Annotated in this window: 16 protein-coding genes; 13 read left to right on the forward strand and 3 right to left on the reverse strand. The window is 72.7% G+C overall.

The features are described from left to right. The first annotated feature begins 104 nt into the window (after nt 1-104). The 5 genes from ABH925_RS12755 (at nt 105) to ABH925_RS12775 (ending at nt 5064) form a co-directional block, all read left to right on the forward strand. Entirely contained in the window at nt 105-524 is a 420-nt protein-coding gene (locus ABH925_RS12755; protein WP_370147551.1) for a Zn-ribbon domain-containing OB-fold protein, read from the forward strand. A 185-nt stretch (nt 525-709) separates the two neighbouring features. Beyond that, entirely contained in the window at nt 710-1108 is a 399-nt protein-coding gene (locus ABH925_RS12760) for a hypothetical protein (protein WP_370147552.1), read from the forward strand. A 140-nt stretch (nt 1109-1248) separates the two neighbouring features. Further along, nucleotides 1249-3360 (forward strand): iron uptake transporter permease EfeU, encoded by a 2112-nt coding sequence (gene efeU / locus ABH925_RS12765; protein ID WP_370147553.1) that lies wholly within the window; start codon nt 1249-1251, stop codon nt 3358-3360. Then, entirely contained in the window at nt 3360-4706 is a 1347-nt protein-coding gene (gene efeB / locus ABH925_RS12770) for an iron uptake transporter deferrochelatase/peroxidase subunit (protein ID WP_370147554.1), read from the forward strand. Before efeU ends, efeB begins: the two co-directional genes overlap by 1 nt. Nucleotides 4707-4860: 154 nt before the next feature. Further along, nucleotides 4861-5064 (forward strand): hypothetical protein, encoded by a 204-nt coding sequence (locus ABH925_RS12775; RefSeq protein ID WP_370147555.1) that lies wholly within the window; start codon nt 4861-4863, stop codon nt 5062-5064. A gap of 262 nt (nt 5065-5326) precedes the next feature. On the opposite strand, the gene ABH925_RS12780 is transcribed toward ABH925_RS12775, so the two are convergent. After that, nucleotides 5327-5635, reverse strand: coding sequence for a hypothetical protein (locus tag ABH925_RS12780; RefSeq protein ID WP_370147556.1), 309 nt, complete (start codon nt 5633-5635; stop codon nt 5327-5329). 312 nt (nt 5636-5947) lie between these two features. On the opposite strand from ABH925_RS12780, the gene ABH925_RS12785 reads away from it, so the two are divergent. The 3 genes from ABH925_RS12785 (at nt 5948) to ABH925_RS12795 (ending at nt 10381) form a co-directional block, all read left to right on the forward strand. Then, a complete protein-coding gene (locus ABH925_RS12785) occupies nt 5948-7669 on the forward strand; it encodes a threonine/serine exporter ThrE family protein (RefSeq protein WP_370147557.1) in 1722 nt (573 codons plus the stop codon). Nucleotides 7670-7718: 49 nt separating this feature from the next. Then, nucleotides 7719-8822: a hypothetical protein gene (locus tag ABH925_RS12790; protein WP_370147558.1), complete on the forward strand. Its 1104-nt coding sequence runs from the start codon at nt 7719-7721 to the stop codon at nt 8820-8822. 305 nt (nt 8823-9127) lie between these two features. Beyond that, a complete protein-coding gene (locus ABH925_RS12795) occupies nt 9128-10381 on the forward strand; it encodes a C40 family peptidase (protein ID WP_370147559.1) in 1254 nt (417 codons plus the stop codon). On the opposite strand, the gene ABH925_RS12800 is transcribed toward ABH925_RS12795, so the two are convergent. Together ABH925_RS12800 and ABH925_RS12805 are read right to left on the reverse strand one after the other, a co-directional pair. Then, nucleotides 10366-10881 carry a DUF5990 family protein gene (locus ABH925_RS12800; RefSeq protein WP_370147560.1) on the reverse strand — a complete coding sequence of 172 codons (516 nt, stop codon included), beginning with the start codon at nt 10879-10881 and terminating at the stop codon, nt 10366-10368. The two genes, ABH925_RS12795 and ABH925_RS12800, sit on opposite strands and share 16 nt — an antisense overlap. Before the next feature lie 83 nt (nt 10882-10964). Then, the gene (locus ABH925_RS12805) at nt 10965-11459 is read right to left on the reverse strand and encodes an inorganic diphosphatase (RefSeq protein ID WP_370147561.1); all 495 of its coding nucleotides are present in this window, start codon (nt 11457-11459) and stop codon (nt 10965-10967) included. 94 nt (nt 11460-11553) lie between these two features. Between ABH925_RS12805 and dacB the strand changes: the two genes are divergently transcribed. From dacB to ftsH, 5 genes are all read left to right on the forward strand, one after another. Then, complete coding sequence (dacB, locus tag ABH925_RS12810; protein ID WP_370147562.1) at nt 11554-13077, forward strand: D-alanyl-D-alanine carboxypeptidase/D-alanyl-D-alanine-endopeptidase; 1524 nt, start codon at nt 11554-11556, stop codon at nt 13075-13077. Nucleotides 13078-13188: 111 nt separating this feature from the next. Further along, the gene (locus tag ABH925_RS12815) at nt 13189-14295 is read left to right on the forward strand and encodes a zinc-dependent metalloprotease (RefSeq protein WP_370147727.1); all 1107 of its coding nucleotides are present in this window, start codon (nt 13189-13191) and stop codon (nt 14293-14295) included. Between the two features lie 246 nt (nt 14296-14541). Then, a complete protein-coding gene (tilS, locus tag ABH925_RS12820; RefSeq protein ID WP_370147563.1) occupies nt 14542-15786 on the forward strand; it encodes a tRNA lysidine(34) synthetase TilS in 1245 nt (414 codons plus the stop codon). A 65-nt stretch (nt 15787-15851) separates the two neighbouring features. Beyond that, nucleotides 15852-16406, forward strand: coding sequence for a hypoxanthine phosphoribosyltransferase (gene hpt, locus ABH925_RS12825; protein WP_370147564.1), 555 nt, complete (start codon nt 15852-15854; stop codon nt 16404-16406). A 327-nt stretch (nt 16407-16733) separates the two neighbouring features. After that, nucleotides 16734-18743, forward strand: coding sequence for an ATP-dependent zinc metalloprotease FtsH (gene ftsH / locus ABH925_RS12830; protein WP_370147566.1), 2010 nt, complete (start codon nt 16734-16736; stop codon nt 18741-18743). The last annotated feature ends 90 nt before the right edge of the window (nt 18744-18833 follow it).

The following is an 18833-nucleotide window of genomic DNA, read 5'->3' on the forward strand; positions in this document are numbered from 1 at the left end:
GTCGGATGGCGTCCGTCACATCACTTCATGGGGCTGGACAGTGACGACGGGCATCCGTAACTTAACGATCGTTCGAGCTGCGGACCCGTGCAGGAGCCTTCGCCATGCCCATCGACCATCTGATCGACGCCTCTCCGGTCGACGCCTCTCTGATCGACGCCTCCGCCCTCGACCCGGTCGAGGTCTACCGGGACGGTCTGGCCCGGGGCGAGCTGCGGTACCGGCGCTGCCGCTGGTGTGCCAGCCGCTCCGCGCAGGTCGGTCTGCTCTGCGTGACCTGCGGCGGCACCGACTTCCGCTGGGAGCGGAGCAGCGGCCAGGGCCGGATCTACCGGATGGCGCTGCCCTCCGCCGCGGCGCCGGCCGAGTGCAGCGCGGTGGTCGAGCTCGACGAGGGCTTCCGGATGAACGCCCGGCTGGCCCCCGCTCCGGCGCACCAGCTGTGGCCGGGGGCCCCGGTGCGTCTTGAGGTGGCCGGCGGCGACGGCGAGCTCCGTCCGAGGTTCCGCCCGACCGCCGCCTGAGCACGGTCGCGGGCCGGCTTCGCTGTGCTGCCGCTGTGTGCTCTCTGCGTGCTCTCTGCGTGGATGCTGGGCAGTCGGGAACCGTCGAGGTTCGCCGTGTGTCGATAGGGGCAGAGCTGGTGGTGCGGCCGATGCAGTCGGTACCGTGCGCCTGCACCGCGTATCACTCGTCCCAGGGGGAGACCTTGCCCAGCACCGCCCGTCGCCTCGGCGCGACCCTCGCCGCCACCGCCGTTCTGACCGGGGGGCTGGTGGCCGGCGCGACCGCCGCCTCCGCCAAGTCCAATCTGGCCGTCGGCGTCCGCAGCCACTCGGTGGCGCACTACGGCTCCATCCAGGTGACGGCGGCCGGCGCCACCGACGACTTCGGCGGCGCGCCGATCCAGCTCTGCATCGACGAGCGGGTCAACGGCGGCGGCTGGACCCAGCTGAGCTGCGCCTCCGCCGGGCATCTCGCAGTCACGGTGAAGGCGACCCGCCGGGGCACCGCGGAGTTCCGCGCCCAACTGATCGGCCTGGTGGGCAGCCACCACCGCCGGACCGTGGACCGCACCTCCGCGCCCGTCTCCGTACATGTGCGCTGACTGCTGACGTTCTGTCAGTCGAGCCCGGTCCCGCTCTGCGGGGCCGGGCTCCGGCATGTCCGGACCCCGGCCTGGACGGCTTAGGGTCGGCTCACTAAGGTATGCCTAAGCTAACTTGATCCAGCGGAGGGGTTCACGCCATGTGGGACGACGCTTTTCCCAGCTTCCTGATCGGGCTCCGAGAGGGGCTCGAAGCGGGACTGGTCGTCTCCATCCTGGTGGCTACCCTGGTTCGCTCCGATCAGAAACATCGGCTTCCACAGGTGTGGACCGGGGTGCTGGCCGCCGTCGGACTCTCCCTCAGTTTTGGTGCTGTCCTGACCTTCACCGCGCACAGTCTCCCCACCACCGCGCAGGAGGCCTTCGGCGGAGCGCTCAGCATCATCGCGGTCGCCTTCGTCACCGCGATGGTCTTCTGGATGCGACGCAACGCCCGCAATCTCTCCGGCGAGATCCGCGACAAGGTCAACGCGGCGCTGGCGGTCGGCGCCGGGATGCTGGTGCTCACCAGCTTCCTCGCGGTCGGCCGGGAGGGGCTGGAGACCGCGCTGTTCATCTGGACCACCGCGCAGACGGCCGGCAGCACCACCGGACCGCTGATCGGCGCGGCCGTCGGCCTGGTCCTGGCGACCGGGCTGTGCTGGGCGCTCTACCGGCGGGTCCTGCGGATCAACCTGACCAGGTTCTTCACCTGGACCGGCGCCGGACTGATCGTCATCGCCGCCGGGGTGCTCGCCTACGGGCTGCGCGACCTGCAGGAGGGCGGCGTGCTGCCCGGGGCGCACGCCTTCGCGGTGGACCTCGGTGGCAGCGTCGACGCCAACTCCTGGTACGCGACCCTGGTGCAGGGCGTGTTCAACCTCACCACGCAGATGACCTGGCTGCAGATCGCCGCCTACGCGGCCTACCTCGCCATCGTGATGACCCTCTTCGTCCGAGGCCTCCGCACCCCCACCGCGACCCCCGCCGCGACCGCCGCCGCCGCGACCGCCGCCGCCGCGCCGACCCCCGCCGCCGCTGAGCCTGCTGCCGCGCCGACCGCCGCCGCCGAGCGGGCCCCCGTCGCCGGACGGCGCCCCGGCGGGGCGGCGCGTGCGCGGCGGTGGGTGGTGCCGACCGCGGTCGTGGCCGTTCCCGCGGTGGCCGCGGCAGCGGTGATCTCGGCCAGCGGGGGCAAGCCCGTCGCCGCCGCGACCGTCTCCGTGTCACCGACCGCCTGCGGGGCCGGTTTCACCGCTCCGCAGCCCGGCCAGCAGACCTTCCAGATGCACAACACCGGCAAGCAGACGTCGGAGGTCTACCTGATCGACCCCTCCAGCAACGCCGTCTACGGCGAGATCGAGGGCCTCGCCCCGGGCACCACCCGCGCGTTGACCGCGACCCTGGGCAGCGGTGAGTACGCCTGGCGCTGCGTCCCCACCGGCGGCACCGCCGTCACCTCCGCCGCCGTGCACGTCTCCGGCGGCGGCGCCGTCGCCAAGGCGGTACTGCCGCTGGCCGCCTCGGACCTGGACGCCCCGCTGGCCTCCTACAAGGCCTATGTGAACGCCGGCCTGGCCGTCCTGGCCACCGAGACCGCCAAGCTCACGAGCGACCTCGACAGCGGCGATCTCACCGCCGCCAAGGCGGACTGGCTGACCGCGCACCTCCAGTACTCCTCCCTCGGCGCGGCCTACGGCACCTTCTCCGACTTCGACAAGAAGATCAACGGCCGGGCCGACGGCCTGCCGGGCGGCGTCCAGGACCCGGACTTCAGCGGGTTCCACCGCCTTGAGTACGGCCTGTGGCACGGCGGGTCGGCGCAGAGCCTGGCCCCCGTCGGCAGCCGGCTGCTCAGCGACGTGACCGGGCTGCAGAAGGCCTTCCCCACCCAGGACTTCGACCCGACCGACCTGCCGCTGCGGACCCACGAGATCCTGGAGAACACGCTCCAGTTCGAGCTCACCGCCGACACCGACGAGGGCAGCGGCAGCAATCTGGCCACCGCCCAGGCCAACCTCACCGGCACCCAGGAACTGCTCGCGGTGCTGCGCCCACTGATCGCCAAGCGCAGCCCGTCCCTGCTGGCCACCGTGGACGCGGACATCGCCCGCGTCACCGCTCTGCTCAACACCGCGCACCAGGGCGGCGGCTGGACACCGGTGCAGCAACTCGACCCGGACACCCGCACCACCCTCAACGGCGCCGTCGGCCAGCTGCTGGAAGACCTCGCCCCCGTCCCCGACCTTCTTGAGATCCGGAAGTCCGCCTGATGACTGCTCAGCACCAGCCCTCGACCGACTCCGTATCCCCCTCCGACCCGGGCCCGGGTCCCGCGGCCCCCGCCGCCGGCAGCTGCCCCTTCGGCTTCGGCACCTCCCGTCGCACCGTGGTGAAGACCGCTCTCGGCGCGGGCGCCGTCGGCGCCGCCGTGGCCGCCGGGGCGATCGGTGCGGGCACCCTCACCGCGACCCCGGCCGCGGCGGCGGGCAACGGCTCCGACGGCACCGGCGGGTCGGTGGCGTTCCAGGGCGAGCACCAGGCCGGGATCACCACCCCGGCCCCGGCCTTCGCCGCCTTCCTCTCGATGACCGTCATCGCCCCCGACCGCAAGGGCCTGGAGCAGCTGCTGCGCACGCTGACCGACCGGATCCGGTCTCTCACCAGCGGCGGTACCCCGCCGGACCTGGGCGTCGGCGCGCCGCCCGCCGACAACGGGATCCTCGGCCCGGTCGTCCCCACCGACAACCTGACCGTGACCGTCGGCGTGGGCGCGTCCCTGTTCGACGGCCGCTACGGGCTGGCGGCGCAGAAGCCGCGCAGGCTCGGCCCGATGCGGACCTTCCCCAACGACAACCTGCAGGCCGCCGAGTGCCACGGCGACCTGTCGCTGCAGATCTGCGCCGACCGCCAGGACACGGTGCTGCACGCGATGCGCGACATCGCCCGGCACACCCGGGGGCTGATGCAGGTGAAGTGGCGCATCGACGGCTTCCAGAACACCCCGCGCCCGAGCGGGGCACAGCGCAACCTGCTGGGCTTCAAGGACGGCATCGCCAACCCGGACGTCGGCTCCGCCCGCGAGATGGACCGCCTGGTGTGGGTGGACGCGGGCAACGGGGAACCGGCCTGGGCCACCGGCGGCAGCTACCAGGTGCTGCGGATCATCCGGATGCTGGTGGAGTTCTGGGACCGGGTCTCGCTCACCGAGCAGGAGAAGATGTTCGGCCGCCGCAAGGACACCGGGGCGCCGCTGGACGGGGCCAACGAGACCGACATCCCCGACTACGCCAAGGACCCGCAGGGTGCGGCCATCCCGCTGGACGCCCACATCCGCATCGCCAACCCCCGTACCGCGAAGACCGACGACTCGCGGATCCTGCGGCGCGGCTTCAACTACGACCGGGGCATCGACGGCGTCGGCAACCTCGACATGGGCCTGGCCTTCTGCTGCTACCAGCAGGACGTGGTCCGGCAGTTCGAGGCGGTGCAGACCCGTCTGATCGACGAGCCACTGGTGGACTACATCTCGCCGACCGGTGGCGGGTACTTCTTCGCGCTGCCCGGCGTGCGGGACGGAAGCGACTGGCTGGGGCGGACGTTGCTGGCGGCGGGCTGAGCCGCCCTCAGCGGCCGCTGCCACCAGCGCGGCTGTCCGTCCGCCGGGGGAAGCGGCTACCGTCTGTCGTTGGTTCGTCACCGCCTCCGGTGCGATCCGGGAACCGAGCAGGGGCGCGCGGCCGTCCCGTACGGCACGAGAACGGGAGTACGCGATGACGAGCACGATGATCGAGACCGCTACCTGTCGGCTCTGCCCGCCGCAGGGGGGCGTGGTCGTGGCGACCTACTCCGGCGACGGCCCGGCCAGCAGGGCGCTGCACCGGGCCTGGCAGGAGGCCAACGCCACCGGAGTTCCGCATCACGACCACTACGATCCGTCCCTGGACGCCTTCGTGGTGGTCCGCCACCACGGCTGACGCCACGGCGCCGAATGTCCACAGCAGCGGTGTCCGCGGAGCCGGTGTTCGCGGATCCGGTGTCCGCAGTGCCGGTGTCCGGGGAGCGGGGGAGCGGGGGGAGCAGGAGCTGGACAGGGGGAGGGGCCGACAGCCCCATCCGCTGTCGGCCCCTGGTGGCCCTTGGGTTGACCCTTCCCGGTCCGCCCACCCACCCGCTCTGGCGCTGGTAGAGCGGGGTGGCGTCGCGGTGGCCGGTTCCGCGAGCTGCCGAGGGCAGGCGTCAGTAGTAGAGATCCATCGCCGTCCGGTCGCTGTTGCGCTGGGCGCTGCCCAGGGTGCCCGAGTCGCCGACGATCCCGGCGGCGTTGTCGGCGTTGGAGGCGCCACCGCCGGTGCCGGTCTGCTGCATGGTGACGGCGTTGCCGTGCACCGCTCCGCCCCGGCCGCCCGAGTTCTGGTTGCTGACGATGCCGGCGTTGGACTGTTGCCCGGCGCCGGCGGCGTTGCCGTCCGCCGAGGCGGTGCCGATGCCCAGACACATGAGTGCCACGAGCACGGTGAACACCGCGAAGGTGCGCATACGGGACACGCGATCTCCCTGAGAGTGAAGGTGGGGTGGTGGCGGAGGGTTGGCCGGCCCGGTCCGCCGATCCTGACGTCGCATGCCCAGCATTCACTAACAAGTCGACATAGTTCCATCTCGACTGGTAAATATCCCCCATATGGGGTCGGTGACCGTTGCGTCGCCCTGTCGTTCCGGGCCTCTACCGTCAATCCAGGATTGACCAGGGGGTCGGTGCTGACATGCGGCGATGGACGGCGGAACCGGGTATGCGCGGCCCCGTGCGTTCGGGCAAGGTGGAGACCGCAGCAGACGGTCGGTTCGGCGAGGAGTAGACGGGTGCCCGAGGGCAGCAGGCCAGATCCAGGCGGTACGCCCAAGGACGCGGAGGACCACGAGGGCTTCGACGCGGGCTTCGACAAAGATGACGACCGGGCCGACGACCGGGCCGACGACAAGCCCGACGACAGGGAGTGGGACGAATCCCGGGGTCCGGTCACGCCGGGCCTGCTCGGCCCCGCCGAACGCGGCGGGACCACGCCCTCCTCGCTGGAACAGGCCACGCCCGGCGCCGAGACCGACCAGGACGAGTGGTCCACCCTCGGCTACACCCCGGCCGCCGGGATACCGGTGTCGCTGCTGCGCGTCGGCGCCCCCGGCGCCGCGCCCTGGCCGGACCGGATGCGCACGCTGCTGCGCACCCCGATGTCCGAGCGCCCGGCCTTCGAGCGCAGCTCGGCGCCCGAACCCGCCGAGGTGGTGCGCAACGTCCCCCGCATCCTCGACCTGACGCTCCGTATCGGCGAGCTGCTGCTGGCCAGCGGCGAGAGCGCGGAGGACGTCGAGGCCGCCATGCTCGGCGTCAGCCACGCCTGCGGCCTGGACCGCTGCGAGCCGCAGGTCACCTTCACGCTGATCTCCATCAGCTACCAGCCCTCGCTGGTGGATCCGCCGGTCACCGCCTCCCGGGTGGTGCGCCGCCGGGGCTCCGACTACACCCGGCTGGCCTCCGTCTACCGGCTGGTCGCCGACATCACCGGCGAGCACGCCAGCGTCGAGGACGCCTACCGGCGGCTCGCCGAGATCCGCCGGAACCGGCATCCCTACCCGGGCTGGCTGCTGTCCGTCGCCACCGGACTGCTCGCCGGGTCGGCGACCCTGCTCGTCGGCGGCCGGGCGGACCCGCAGGCCTGGCTGGTCTTCGTCACCGCCTTCGTCGCCGCCGTCATCGGCGACCGGCTCGCCTGGGCCCTGGCCACCCGGGAGCTGCCGGAGTTCTACCAGTTCGTCGTCGCCGCCATGCCCGCCGCCGCGCTGGGCGTGGTGCTCACCCTGGGCGACAGCCAGCTGCGCGGCTCGGTCGTGATCACCGGTGGGCTGTTCGCGCTGCTGCCCGGCCGGGCCCTGGTCGCAGCCGTGGCCGATGGCCTGACCGGCTTCTACATCACCGCCGCCGCCCGGCTGCTGGAGGTCATCTACCTGGTCGTCGGCATCGTCCTCGGGGTGCTGCTGGTGCTCTACGTGGGCGTCAAGTTCAGCGCCTCGCTGCACCCGGAGCAGACCTTCGCGATCAAGCCCTTCCCGGCCCTGCAACTGCCCGCCGCGATGGCGCTGACACTGTTCTTCGCCATGCTGCTGCAGACCTCCCGCCGGGTGCTGCCCGCGGTCACCCTGTTCGGCGGCATCGGCTGGACCGTGTACGGGGTGCTCACCGTCCAGGCGCACGCCTCCGCGATCATCGCCACCGGGATCGCGGCCGGCATGGTCGGCCTGTTCGGCCAGCTCGCCTCCCGCTACCGTTACGCCTCCTCGCTGCCGTACGTCACCGCCGCGCTCGGCCCGCTGCTGCCCGGATCGGTGATCTACCTGGGGCTGCTCTCGCTCGCCAAGGGCCAGCCGCTGACCGGCCTGGTCTACATCAGCCGGGCCGCGGCGATCGCGCTGGCCCTGGCCGTCGGGGTGAACCTGGGCGGGGAAGTGGCGAGACTGTTCCTGCAGGTCCCGCCGGGCGCGGGCCCAGAGGTGGCGCGCCGCGCCGCGAAGCGCACCCGCGGTTTCTGACCGACCGCAGCGACCGGCACGACCCGTACGAACAGGAGGAGACGAGGTCATGTGGCCCACCTTCTGGGGGTCCTACGCGCGCCACATCCAGGACCCGGGCAAGCAGCCGCTGTTCCTGGTCCTGGTGGGCTTCATCGGCTCCTTCCTGTTCATCCGGCTGAGTGTGCGGATGATCCGGCGCGGCGTGCGCTGGTGGCCCGGCAACGTCACCCCCGGTGGCCTGCACATCCACCATGTGGTCTTCGGCCTGTTCTTCCTGCTGCTCGGCGGCATGGGCGCGTTCGCCACCGCCGGCACCCACCCCTGGCTGGACGTCTTCGGCCTGGTCTTCGGCATCGGCTGCGGGCTGGTGCTGGACGAGTTCGCGCTGCTGCTGCACCTGGAGGACGTCTACTGGAGCGAACAGGGCCGCAAATCCGTGGACGCGGTCATCGTCGGCATCCTGTTCACCGGGCTGCTGCTGGTCGGCTACCTCCCGCTGGGGGTCACCCCCGGCAGCCACGTCCGCTGGGGCCTGATCGGCGTCATCTCCGCCAACGCGCTGTTCACGGCCATCACGCTGTTCAAGGGCAAGTTCTGGAGCGGCATGATCGGGATCATGGTGCCCGGCGTCTCCTGGATCGGGGCGATCCGGCTGGCCCGCCCCAACAGCCCGTGGGCCCGCTGGCGCTACACCGGCCGGGCGCGCAAGTACGCCCGGGCCCGGCGTCGCGAGGCCCGCTGGCACGGGCGCGCCGACGCGGCCCGGCGGAGGCTGTTCGACCTCATCGCCGGCAAGCCGACGCCGGCCGGCGTCCGGCCCACCCGTGCGCACCTGCTCGCCGAGCGGATGGCGCAGCGGGTCGCCGGTCAGCGGACCGGCCGACCGACCGTCAAGCTCTACCTGCCCCAGGACGAGGCCCGGATGCGCCGCCTGGCCCGGCTGCCGGCCTCCCGCCACCGGGGCGCCTTCACCGCCGCCCCTCCGGCCCCGTCGGTACGCCGGCCCGCGCCGGCCGCCGCCGACGCCGGCCGGCGCCACCCCGAGCGACCCGTACCCCGGGCCGGGACGCCCACCCCGGACGGGCGCCGCGCCTCCGCCACCGCCCGCCGCCGCACCATCGCCGCGGGCCGCCGGCGCATCCGCCCCCGCCCCCGCCCAGAACGCGGCTGACCGCCCGGCCACGGCCGACCCCGCGCCCAGCCTCCGGCCGTCCCACCCGGCCACGGCCGACCCCGCGCCCAGCCTCCGGCCGTCCCACCCGGCCACGGCCGACCCCGCGCCCAGCCTCCAGGCCGACCCGACCGCCGCCTCCCGCCCGCCTGACCGCCGCCCGCCCCGACAGCGGAGGCCCGACCCGATCAGGGCCGACCGCGCCCGTCGGGGTTGACCCTCCGGACTGGTCGAGCTGACGGCCAGTCACTCGGATGGTCCGTCAGCTTCTGCGGCGGAGCCGCACCGCGCCGCAGACTGGATCCGTGCTCCTCTCCACCGCTCGCGGCACTGCTCGCGGCACCGCTCGCCGCACCGGGCCGGTCGCCGCGCTCGCTGCCGTGCTGGCCGCCGCGCTGCTCGTGGCCGCTCCGCTGTCCGGCCGGGCCGCCGCCGACAACCCGCCGCCCGGTACGGGAGGGGTGGCCGTCGGAGCGGTCGCCGCCGGAGGGGCGGCCGCCGACGACGTCGCCGCCGTCCAGTCGCGGCTGGACCAGGCCAAGGGCGCGGTGGCGGCGCTGGACATCGAGGCGGGGCTGGCCGTCGAGCGCTACGACGCGGCGACGCTGCGTCAGCAGCAGGCGCAGCAGCAGGCCGTACAGGCGGCGGCCCTGGCCGGACGCGCGGCCGGCGACCGGGAGACCGCCCGCCAGGCGGCCGCCGCGCTGGCCGCCGCGGAGTACCGGGCCGGTGTGCCGGCCGCGCTGGCGGGCGTTCAGGACCTGCTGGAGGCCCGCAACCTGCACTCCGCCGACCTCCAGGAGCAGGCCCTGCGGGCGGTCGGCGACCAGGCCGGACAGATCGTGGCGACCGCCACCGCCACCGCCGCCGGCGCTGTCGCGGCGTCGACCGCCGCCTTCCAGGCCGCCGCGACGGCCGCCCTGGCGGCGGTCGCGGTCGGGCAGGCGGCCGACGAGGTGCAGGCCCGGCTGGCAGCCCAGCGCGCGGCGATGGCGCAGATCGACGCCGCCCGCACCGAGCTGGTGGCCCGGCTGGCCACCGCCCAGCGGGTCCCGGTCGCCCTGGCGGCCCAGCGGGAGCAGTCGCTGGAGGCCACCACCGCCCAGGCCACCGCCGCGGCCGCCCGACAGTCGGCCCTCGCGGTCGCGCCCCCGGCCGCCGTCGTACCGGGCGGACCCGTGGCCGCGTACCGCCCGGCCGCCGCCTCCGTCGCGGTCTCGTATGCCCGCACCCGGCTGGGCGACCCGTACCTCTGGGGCGGCGCGGGACCTGCCACCTTCGACTGCTCAGGGCTGACCATGCGGGCCTGGGAGCGTGCGGGGGTCCGGCTGCCCCACCTCGCCGCCGACCAGTACGCCCGCTCGACCCACCTCGTCTATCGCCAGCTCCGCCCCGGCGACCTGGTGTTCTGGTCCCACGACGGGACCCCGCAGGACATCTACCATGTCGCCCTCTACCTCGGCGACGACCAGGTGATCGAGGCCCCCCGTACCGGCGACGTCGTCAGGACCGCCGACCTCTGGATCATGGGCACCCCCACCTACTACGCCCGCCCCTGACCGGGAGCTGCGTGCCGGCGGCCTGCGGACCAGTCGATCGCCGGCGGGACCACGCGGGCGCAGAGCGGGTGCCCCTTGGCGTCGGTCAGGCCGAGGCGGCCGGTGAGGGTGCCGGTGTCGAGCGCGGCGGTCAGCACCTCCGGCGGCACCGCCGCCAGCAGCAGCTTGGCCCGCCGGAACAGGATGAACGTCCGGTCCGGCGGGAGCACCGTGCCCCAGCTGAGGTAGATGAAGCGGTTGCCCGGGCCGCCCTGGATGTGAGGGCCGGTCAGTTCGACGCCCCCTTCGGCGGCGGGCTTCGCGGTGGCGTCCAGGGTCCAGTTCACCGCGTCCGCGTCGCCGGGCTGCGGCCCGAGCAGTTCGCCGGGACGGTTGCGCCGCTGCACGGCGACCTGGATCCCCGCGTAGCCGGGGAAGTCCGGGGAGCCGCCGCAGGTCAGCCCCGGCAGGTCGTGGCCCTCGATCCGGATCGTCAGCGCGTTCGCCTTCGGCAGTGCCATGCCGTCATTCTGACGCCGAACGCCGCCTCCCGGCCGGGTGTCCGGCAGGAAAGGCGGCGTTCAGTGCGACACCCGCGCGGGGGTCAGTGCGACGTGCCCGAGTCCGCGAGGCGCTTGACCGAAGCCACGATCTCCTCCTCGGCCTCGACCCGGCCGACCCAGTGGGCACCCTCGACCGACTTGCCCGGCTCCAGGTCCTTGTAGACCTCGAAGAAGTGCTGGATCTCCAGGCGGTCGAACTCCGACACGTGGTGGATGTCGCGCAGGTGCTCCCAGCGCGGGTCCGAGGCCGGGACGCAGAGCAGCTTGTCGTCGCCGCCCGCCTCGTCGGTCATGTGGAACATGCCGATCGCGCGGCACTTGATGAGGCAGCCGGGGAAGGTCGGCTCCTCCAGGATGACCAGCGCGTCCAGCGGGTCGCCGTCCTCACCGAGGGTGCCCTCGACGAAGCCGTAGTCGGCCGGGTAGCGGGTCGAGGTGAAGAGCATCCGGTCAAGGAAGATGCGACCAGTCTCATGGTCGACCTCGTACTTGTTCCGCGAACCCTTCGGAATCTCGATCGTGACGTCGAATTCCAAGGCTCCTCCATGTGGTGCAGATGTGCGCAGTCTGACGTTGGCAGCCAATAGTCTCTCCTACGGCATGGGGTGCTCGGGAAAGGGGCAGGTCCGGATGGGTACTGCAAGGGGGGACCTGCTGCGCCGGTTCGCGCTGGCACCGGTGCGGGGGGTCGCGCTGGTGGCGGGGGGACTGGGGCTCGCGCTGGCGGCGGGGAGCGTCGCGGCGGCCGGGCCGTGGCAGGGCGGACAGCGCGTCGAGCAGCGCGGCAGCGCGCACCGTACCGGCGCCGCCAGGGCGGCCGCCGCTGCTTCGGCGCAGGTCAGGCCGGTGCCGCCGCCGTCCTGGCAGCCGGCCCAGGATGTCCTGCTCCCGGCCGCCTCGGCCGTCGGCAGCACCGCCCCGCTGCCCACCGGCGGCGGTCTGGCCGCCTCGCTCTCCACCGCCCTGTCGGCGTCGGTGCTCGGCAAGGTCTCGGCCTCGGTGCTGGACGGCGCCACCGGCCAGAGCCTGTACGCGTCGGACGCCGACAACCCGCTGACCCCCGCGTCCACCAACAAGCTGCTCACCGCCGTCACCGCGCTCTCGCTGCTCGGCCCGGGGCACCGCTTCGGCACCCGGGTGCTGAGCCCCGCGCCGGGTCGGCTGGTGCTGGTGGGCGGCGGTGACCCGACCCTGACCGGGGCGCCCACCGGCGGCGACGACCCGCAGGCCAGCCTGGCCACGCTGGCCGACCGCACCGCCGCCGCGCTCACGGCGACGCACACGGCCACGGTGACACTGACGTACGACATCTCGCTGTTCGCGGGCGGTGCCCGGTCCCCGCGCGGGGTGGACGACAACCTCGCGCCGATCCAGTCGCTCACCGTGGACGAGGGCCGGATCGACCCGCACACCGTGGAGAACGCCCCCCGGTACGGCGATCCGGCCGCGACCGCCGCCGCGACCTTCGTCCGGCTGCTGCGCCAACGTGGCATCACCGTGCTGGGCGCTCCGACCGCGGGCACCGGCCCGGCCGGTGCTCCGGGCACCGCCCCGGCCACCGCGTCGAACGCGGCGGCTCCGTCGGCGCCGCTGGCGGAGGTCAGCTCGCAGCCGCTGAGCGAGATCGTCGAGCGGATGCTCACCGACAGTGACAACGACATCGCCGAGACCCTGGGCCACCAGATCGCGCTGGCCACCGGCCGGACGCCGACCTTCGCGAACGGCGCCGCCGCCGTGCTCCAGCAGCTCAGCAGGCTGGGCGTGCCGCTCGGGGCCACCCGGCTCACCGACGCCAGCGGCCTGGACGGCGGCGACGCGGTGCCGGCCGCGGTGCTCACCCGGGTGCTGATGCTGGCCGCCTCGCCGGCCCACCCGGAGCTGCGGTCTGTGATCAGCGGTCTGCCGGTGCTCGGCTTCGCCGGCACCCTCGACAACCCGAGCTACACCCCGCCGAGCGCCTCGGCCGGGCTCGGTGTGGTGCGCGCCAAGACCGGGACGCTGAAGACCGTGAACACCCTGGCCGGACTGGTCGTGGACCGGGATGGACGGCTGCTGGTGTTCGCCTTCATGTCGAACGGGACCGCCGGGGCGGACGCCGTGCGCGGCCCGCTCGGCAGCCTTGCCGCGCGCGTCGCGGGATGCGGCTGCCGCTAGCGGGCAGGACAACGTACGGTGGCAGCTATGACGAGCCAGAGCGGCGGTGCGAACATGGCGGACTCGGACGGCGCCGGAAACGGCGCGGGCAGCGCTTCGGACACGACGGACATGGTCGACTGGAATCTCGCGGTGGCGACCGCGACCCGGCTCGCGCGGCCGGGCCCTGACGTCACCCGCGAGGAGGCACGCGCCGCGGTCACCGAACTGCGCAGGCACGCGGTGGACGCGGAGGAGCATGTCCGCGCCTTCACCGGGATGAACGCCCCGGGCGCCGGCACGCCGGTGCTGGTGGTGGACCGTCCCGGCTGGATCAAGGCGAACGTGGCCGGGTTCCGGACCGTCATCACCCCGCTCACCGAGCGGATGCAGCAGCGCCGCGCCACGATGCCGGGCGGCGCGGCGATGGGCCTGGTCGGCGGCAAGGTCACCGGCGTCGAGGTCGGCATACTGCTGGCCTTCCTCTCGGCCAAGGTGCTCGGCCAGTACGAGACCTTCGCCCCGGCTGAGGTCCCGTCAGACCTCTCCTCGCTGGACGACGAGCATCCGGTGCAGCCGGGCCGGCTGCTGCTGGTGGCGCCGAACATCGTCCAGGTCGAACGCGAGCTCGACGTGGATCCGCACGACTTCCGGCTCTGGGTGTGCCTGCACGAGGAGACCCACCGGACCCAGTTCACCGCCGTGCCCTGGCTGCGCGACCACATCGAGGGCGAGATCCACGCGTTCCTCGCCGAGACCGACATGGACCCGGCCACCCTGCTGGAGCGGCTGCGCGACGCGCTGGGCTCGCTGCCCGGCTTCGGTGGCGAGCCGCAGGAGGGCGAGGACCGTCCGGGCAGCCTGATCGACGTGGTGCAGACCCCCACCCAGCGGGAGATCCTGGGCCGGCTCACGGCGGTGATGTCGCTGCTGGAGGGCCACGCCGACGTGGTGATGGACGGCGTCGGGCCGCAGGTGGTGCCGTCGGTGGCGGAGATCAGGGAGAAGTTCCAGCAGCGCCGGGCCAAGGGCAGTGGCCGGATGGACCAGGTGCTGCGGCGGCTGCTCGGCCTGGACGCCAAGATGCGGCAGTACCAGGACGGCGCGGTGTTCGTGCGCGCGGCGGTGGACGCGGTCGGGATGGAGGGCTTCAACCGGGTGTGGACGTCCCCGAACACGCTGCCCACGAAGGAGGAGATCCACAACCCGGCCGCCTGGGTGACACGTATCCACAAGTGAGCGGTGCGGCCTCGGGGAGGGCTGCCGGGGCGGGGTGCCGGGGCGCGGCTGGCTGGGCGGTGGGGTGAAGAATCGTTTCACCATTCACCCGTCCGAGCGGACCATGGTTGCCGGGGGAACCGGCGGGGCGCGGAGCACGGAAGACTTCTGCAACGATCCCCTTACGACAATCCGCAATCGCCCGATCACTGTGTGAGACGATTCGGCAACCCCTCAGCTCCCGCCCGCTCCGAGGAGTGATCAATCATGGGTCCGCACCCCGCGGTGGCCGCGATACGCCTGGCAGTACGCCGGGTCCTCAACGACGTCGCCGCCCAGGTTCCCGACACCTTCACCGCCCACCCCGCCTCTGCCACGACCGCCGCCGGCACGTACTCCGTCGGCGCGACCTCCGCCGCCGCGAATCCCGCCGGCCCGTACTCCGACGCCGCGGGAAGCCACGCCGTCGCCGGCGGCGCCGCCCGAGCCGCCGCGCCGATCCCCGCCTCCCGCCCGGTCTTCCGTCCGATCGGCGACGTCGACCCCCGGCACGGCAAGCTGCGCACCCCCCGCCCCCGGCCGGCGCCGGACGCCCCGCTGGTCCTGGTCGCCTGCAGCGGCGGCGCGGACTCCATGGCGCTGGCCGCCGCCACCGCCTTCGAGGCCGCCAAGCTGGGCCTGCGGGCCGGTGCGGTCACCGTCGACCACGGCCTGCAGCAGGGATCCACCGCCCGCGCGGTCGAGGTGGCCGGACGGCTGCGGCTGCTCGGACTGGACCCCGTCGACGCCCTCGGCGTTCGGGTCGGCCGCTCCGGCGGCCCGGAGGCCGCCGCCAGGGACGCCCGTTACGCCGCGCTGGACAGCGCCGCCGACCGCTACGGGGCCCGGGTCATCCTGCTCGGCCACACCCGCGACGACCAAGCCGAAACGGTGCTGCTGGGGCTGGCCCGGGGCTCGGGACCGCGCTCGCTGTCCGGGATGCCGGCCGCCACCGGCCGCTACCGCCGGCCCTTCCTGGAGCTCGACCGCAGCATCACCCGTCAGGCCTGCGCCGTCCTGGACCTGCCGGTCTGGGACGACCCGCACAACGCCGACCCCGCCTACACCAGGGCCCGGGTCCGCCACGAGGTGCTGCCGGTGCTGGAGAAGCACCTGGGCGGCGGAGTGGTGGACGCCCTGGCCCGTACCGCCCGGCTGTTCCGTGACGACGCCGACGCGCTGGACTCCTGGGCGGCCCAGGCCGAGCTGGACGCGGCGGTGCCCGCCGCCGTCCCGGGCGAGGCCGACGGCCTGGACGCCGGCAAGCTCGCCGTGCTGCCGCCGGCCGTCCGCCGCCGGGTGCTGCGCCGGGCCGCGATCCGGGCCGGCAGCCCGCCCGGCGACCTCTTCGCCCGCCATGTCGAGGCGATGGACCTGCTGGTCACCGGCTGGCGCGGACAGGGCCCGCTGCACCTCCCCGGCGCCGTGGAACTGCGCCGTCGCTCCGGCCGGCTGGCCTTCCGCCGCATGTAGTCGCGGCGCGGTGTGGCAAGGTTGACGCAGACACCGGATCTCCAGCACTTGAGGAAGTACCGCGGGTGGACGAGAAGGACATGGGCACCGACCTTGCCAAGGTGCTCATCAGCAAGGAAGAGATCGACGCCAAGCTGGCCGAGCTGGCCGAGCAGATCGACCGCGACTACGCCGGCAGGGAACTGCTGATCGTGGGAGTGCTCAAGGGCGCCGTGATGGTGATGGCCGACCTGGCCCGCACCCTGCACACCCCGGTCGTGATGGACTGGATGGCGGTGTCCTCCTACGGCATGGGCACCAAGTCCTCCGGTGTGGTCCGCATCCTCAAGGACCTGGACACCGACATCAGCGGCCGGGACGTGCTCATCGTCGAGGACATCATCGACTCCGGGCTCACCCTGTCCTGGCTGCTCAGCAACCTGCAGTCGCGCGGTCCCGCCTCGCTGGAGGTCTGCACGCTGCTGCGCAAGCCCGACGCGGCCAAGGTCTCCATCGACGTGAAGTACGTCGGTTTCGACATCGCCAACGAGTTCGTGATCGGCTACGGCCTCGACTACGCCGAGAAGTACCGCAACCTGCCGTTCGTCGGCACGCTCGCGCCGCACGTCTACGGCGGCTGATCCGCGGCGGCGGAGTGACGACGGCCCGGAACGGCCGTCGACGAACGACCGTCGACCCGGTCGCACCGGCGGACTGCGTCCGCTGGTGGGGAACAGGGGAGGGTTTCCCTCCGTTGGACCCGGGGAAGGGCCGTGTGACACCGGTCCGCAGTGGTCGCCTTGGCATTGCCGGGCGGGCGACTGCGGTACCGTCCAATAATCCACCGTTGTCGCGTTGACGGCGGATGACCAACCGGTCGAGGTCATACATAGGACGCGCCCCGGCTCACCGCTGGGAGCGCCGCACAGTGGCAGGAGGGACGGGGCGGCTGATGTCGCCCCGCATGGATGGACGTGAAGCGATACTTCCGTGCGCCGGTGATGTGGATCGTGCTCGCCGTCCTCGCCGTCGTCGTGCTGATGCAGGTGGTGTCCTCCTCGGCCGGTTACAAGACCGAGGACACCAGCCGAGTCGTCGCCGCGATCAACAACGGCCAGGCGGACTCGGTCCAGATCACCACTGGCGACAGTCAGATGATCAAGGTTCAGCTGAAGAGCGGCGTCAAGGTCGACGGCACGGACCAGATCCAGGCCCCCTACGCCTCGGACCAGTACGCCGCGGGTCTGCAGGACAACATGCAGACCCTGGTGAAGAACGGCCAGCTCAGCAGCTTCACCGTGAAGGTGGACAAGCAGAACGCCTTCGTCGGGCTGCTGCTCTCCTTCCTGCCGTTCGTGCTGATCATCGTGGTGTTCCTGTTCCTGATGAACCAGATGCAGGGCGGCGGCTCGCGCGTCATGCAGTTCGGCAAGTCCAAGGCGAAGCTGATCACCAAGGACACGCCCAAGACGACCTTCTCGGACGTCGCCGGCGCGGACGAGGCGGTCGAGGAGCTCCACGAGATCAAGGAGTTCCTGCAGGAGCCGGCCAAGTTCCAGGCCGTCGGCGCCAAGATCCCCAAGGGTGTGCTGCTCTACGGCCCGCCCGGAACCGGTAAGACCCTGCTGGCCCGTGCGGTCGCGGGTGAGGCCGGGGTGCCGTTCTACTCGATCTCCGGCTCCGACTTCGTCGAGATGTTCGTGGGTGTCGGCGCCAGCCGGGTCCGCGACCTGTTCGAGCAGGCCAAGGCGAACGCCCCGGCGATCGTCTTCGTCGACGAGATCGACGCGGTCGGCCGCCACCGCGGCGCCGGCCTCGGCGGCGGGCACGACGAGCGTGAGCAGACCCTCAACCAGCTGCTGGTCGAGATGGACGGCTTCGACGTCAAGGGCGGCGTGATCCTGATCGCGGCCACCAACCGTCCCGACATCCTGGACCCGGCGCTGCTGCGCCCGGGCCGCTTCGACCGCCAGATCGCGGTCGACCGCCCGGACCTGCAGGGCCGCTTCGAGATCCTCAAGGTGCACCAGAAGGGCAAGCCGGTCGCCCCGGACGTCGACATGATGACCGTCGCCCGGCGCACCCCCGGCTTCACCGGCGCCGACCTGGCCAACGTTCTCAACGAGGCCGCGCTGCTCACCGCGCGCAGCGACAAGAAGCTGGTCGACAACTTCACCCTCGACGAGGCCATCGACCGCGTCGTGGCCGGTCCGCAGAAGCGCACCCGGATCATGTCGGAGAAGGAAAAGAAGATCACCGCGTACCACGAGGGCGGTCACGCCCTGGTCGCGGCGGCCTCGCCGAACAGCGACCCGGTGCACAAGGTCACCATCCTGTCCCGCGGCCGGGCCCTGGGTTACACCATGGTGCTCCCGGACGAGGACAGGTACTCGACCACGCGCAACGAGATGCTGGACCAGCTGGCCTACATGATGGGCGGTCGCGCGGCGGAGGAGCTGGTCTTCCACGACCCGACCACCGGCGCGTCCAACGACATCGAGAAGGCCACCACCACGGCGCGGGCCATGGTCACCCAGTACGGCATGACCGAGCGCCTGGGTGCGATCAAGTTCGGGACCGACGGCTCCGAGCCCTTCCTGGGCCGTGAGATGGGTCACCAGCGCGACTACTCGGAAGAGGTCGCCGCGCTGGTGGACGAGGAGGTCAAGAAGCTGATCGAGAACGCCCACAACGAGGCGTGGGAGATCCTGGTCGAGAACCGCGACATCCTGGACACCCTGGTGCTCGAACTGCTGGAGAAGGAGACGCTGAACAAGGAGCAGATCGCCGCGATCTTCGCTCCGATCGTGAAGCGTCCGGCCCGTCCGGCCTGGACCGGTTCCGCGCGGCGGACCCCGTCCACCCGCCCGCCGGTGCAGTCGCCGAAGGAGCTCTCGCTCGCCAACGGCACCGCACAGCTGGAGGCGCCGGCCCCGGTGGACATCGTGAAGTTCCCGCAGGAGCCCACGGACGGCTGAGTCCCTGGGATTTCAGCCGGAATCAACCGGAATGTCAGCCGCTGCCCCAAGGTTCTAACCTTGGGGCAGCGGCTTTCGATCTGCAGGCCA

The organism is Streptacidiphilus sp. EB129 (assembly GCF_041262645.1).
GTDB lineage: Bacteria > Actinomycetota > Actinomycetes > Streptomycetales > Streptomycetaceae > Streptacidiphilus.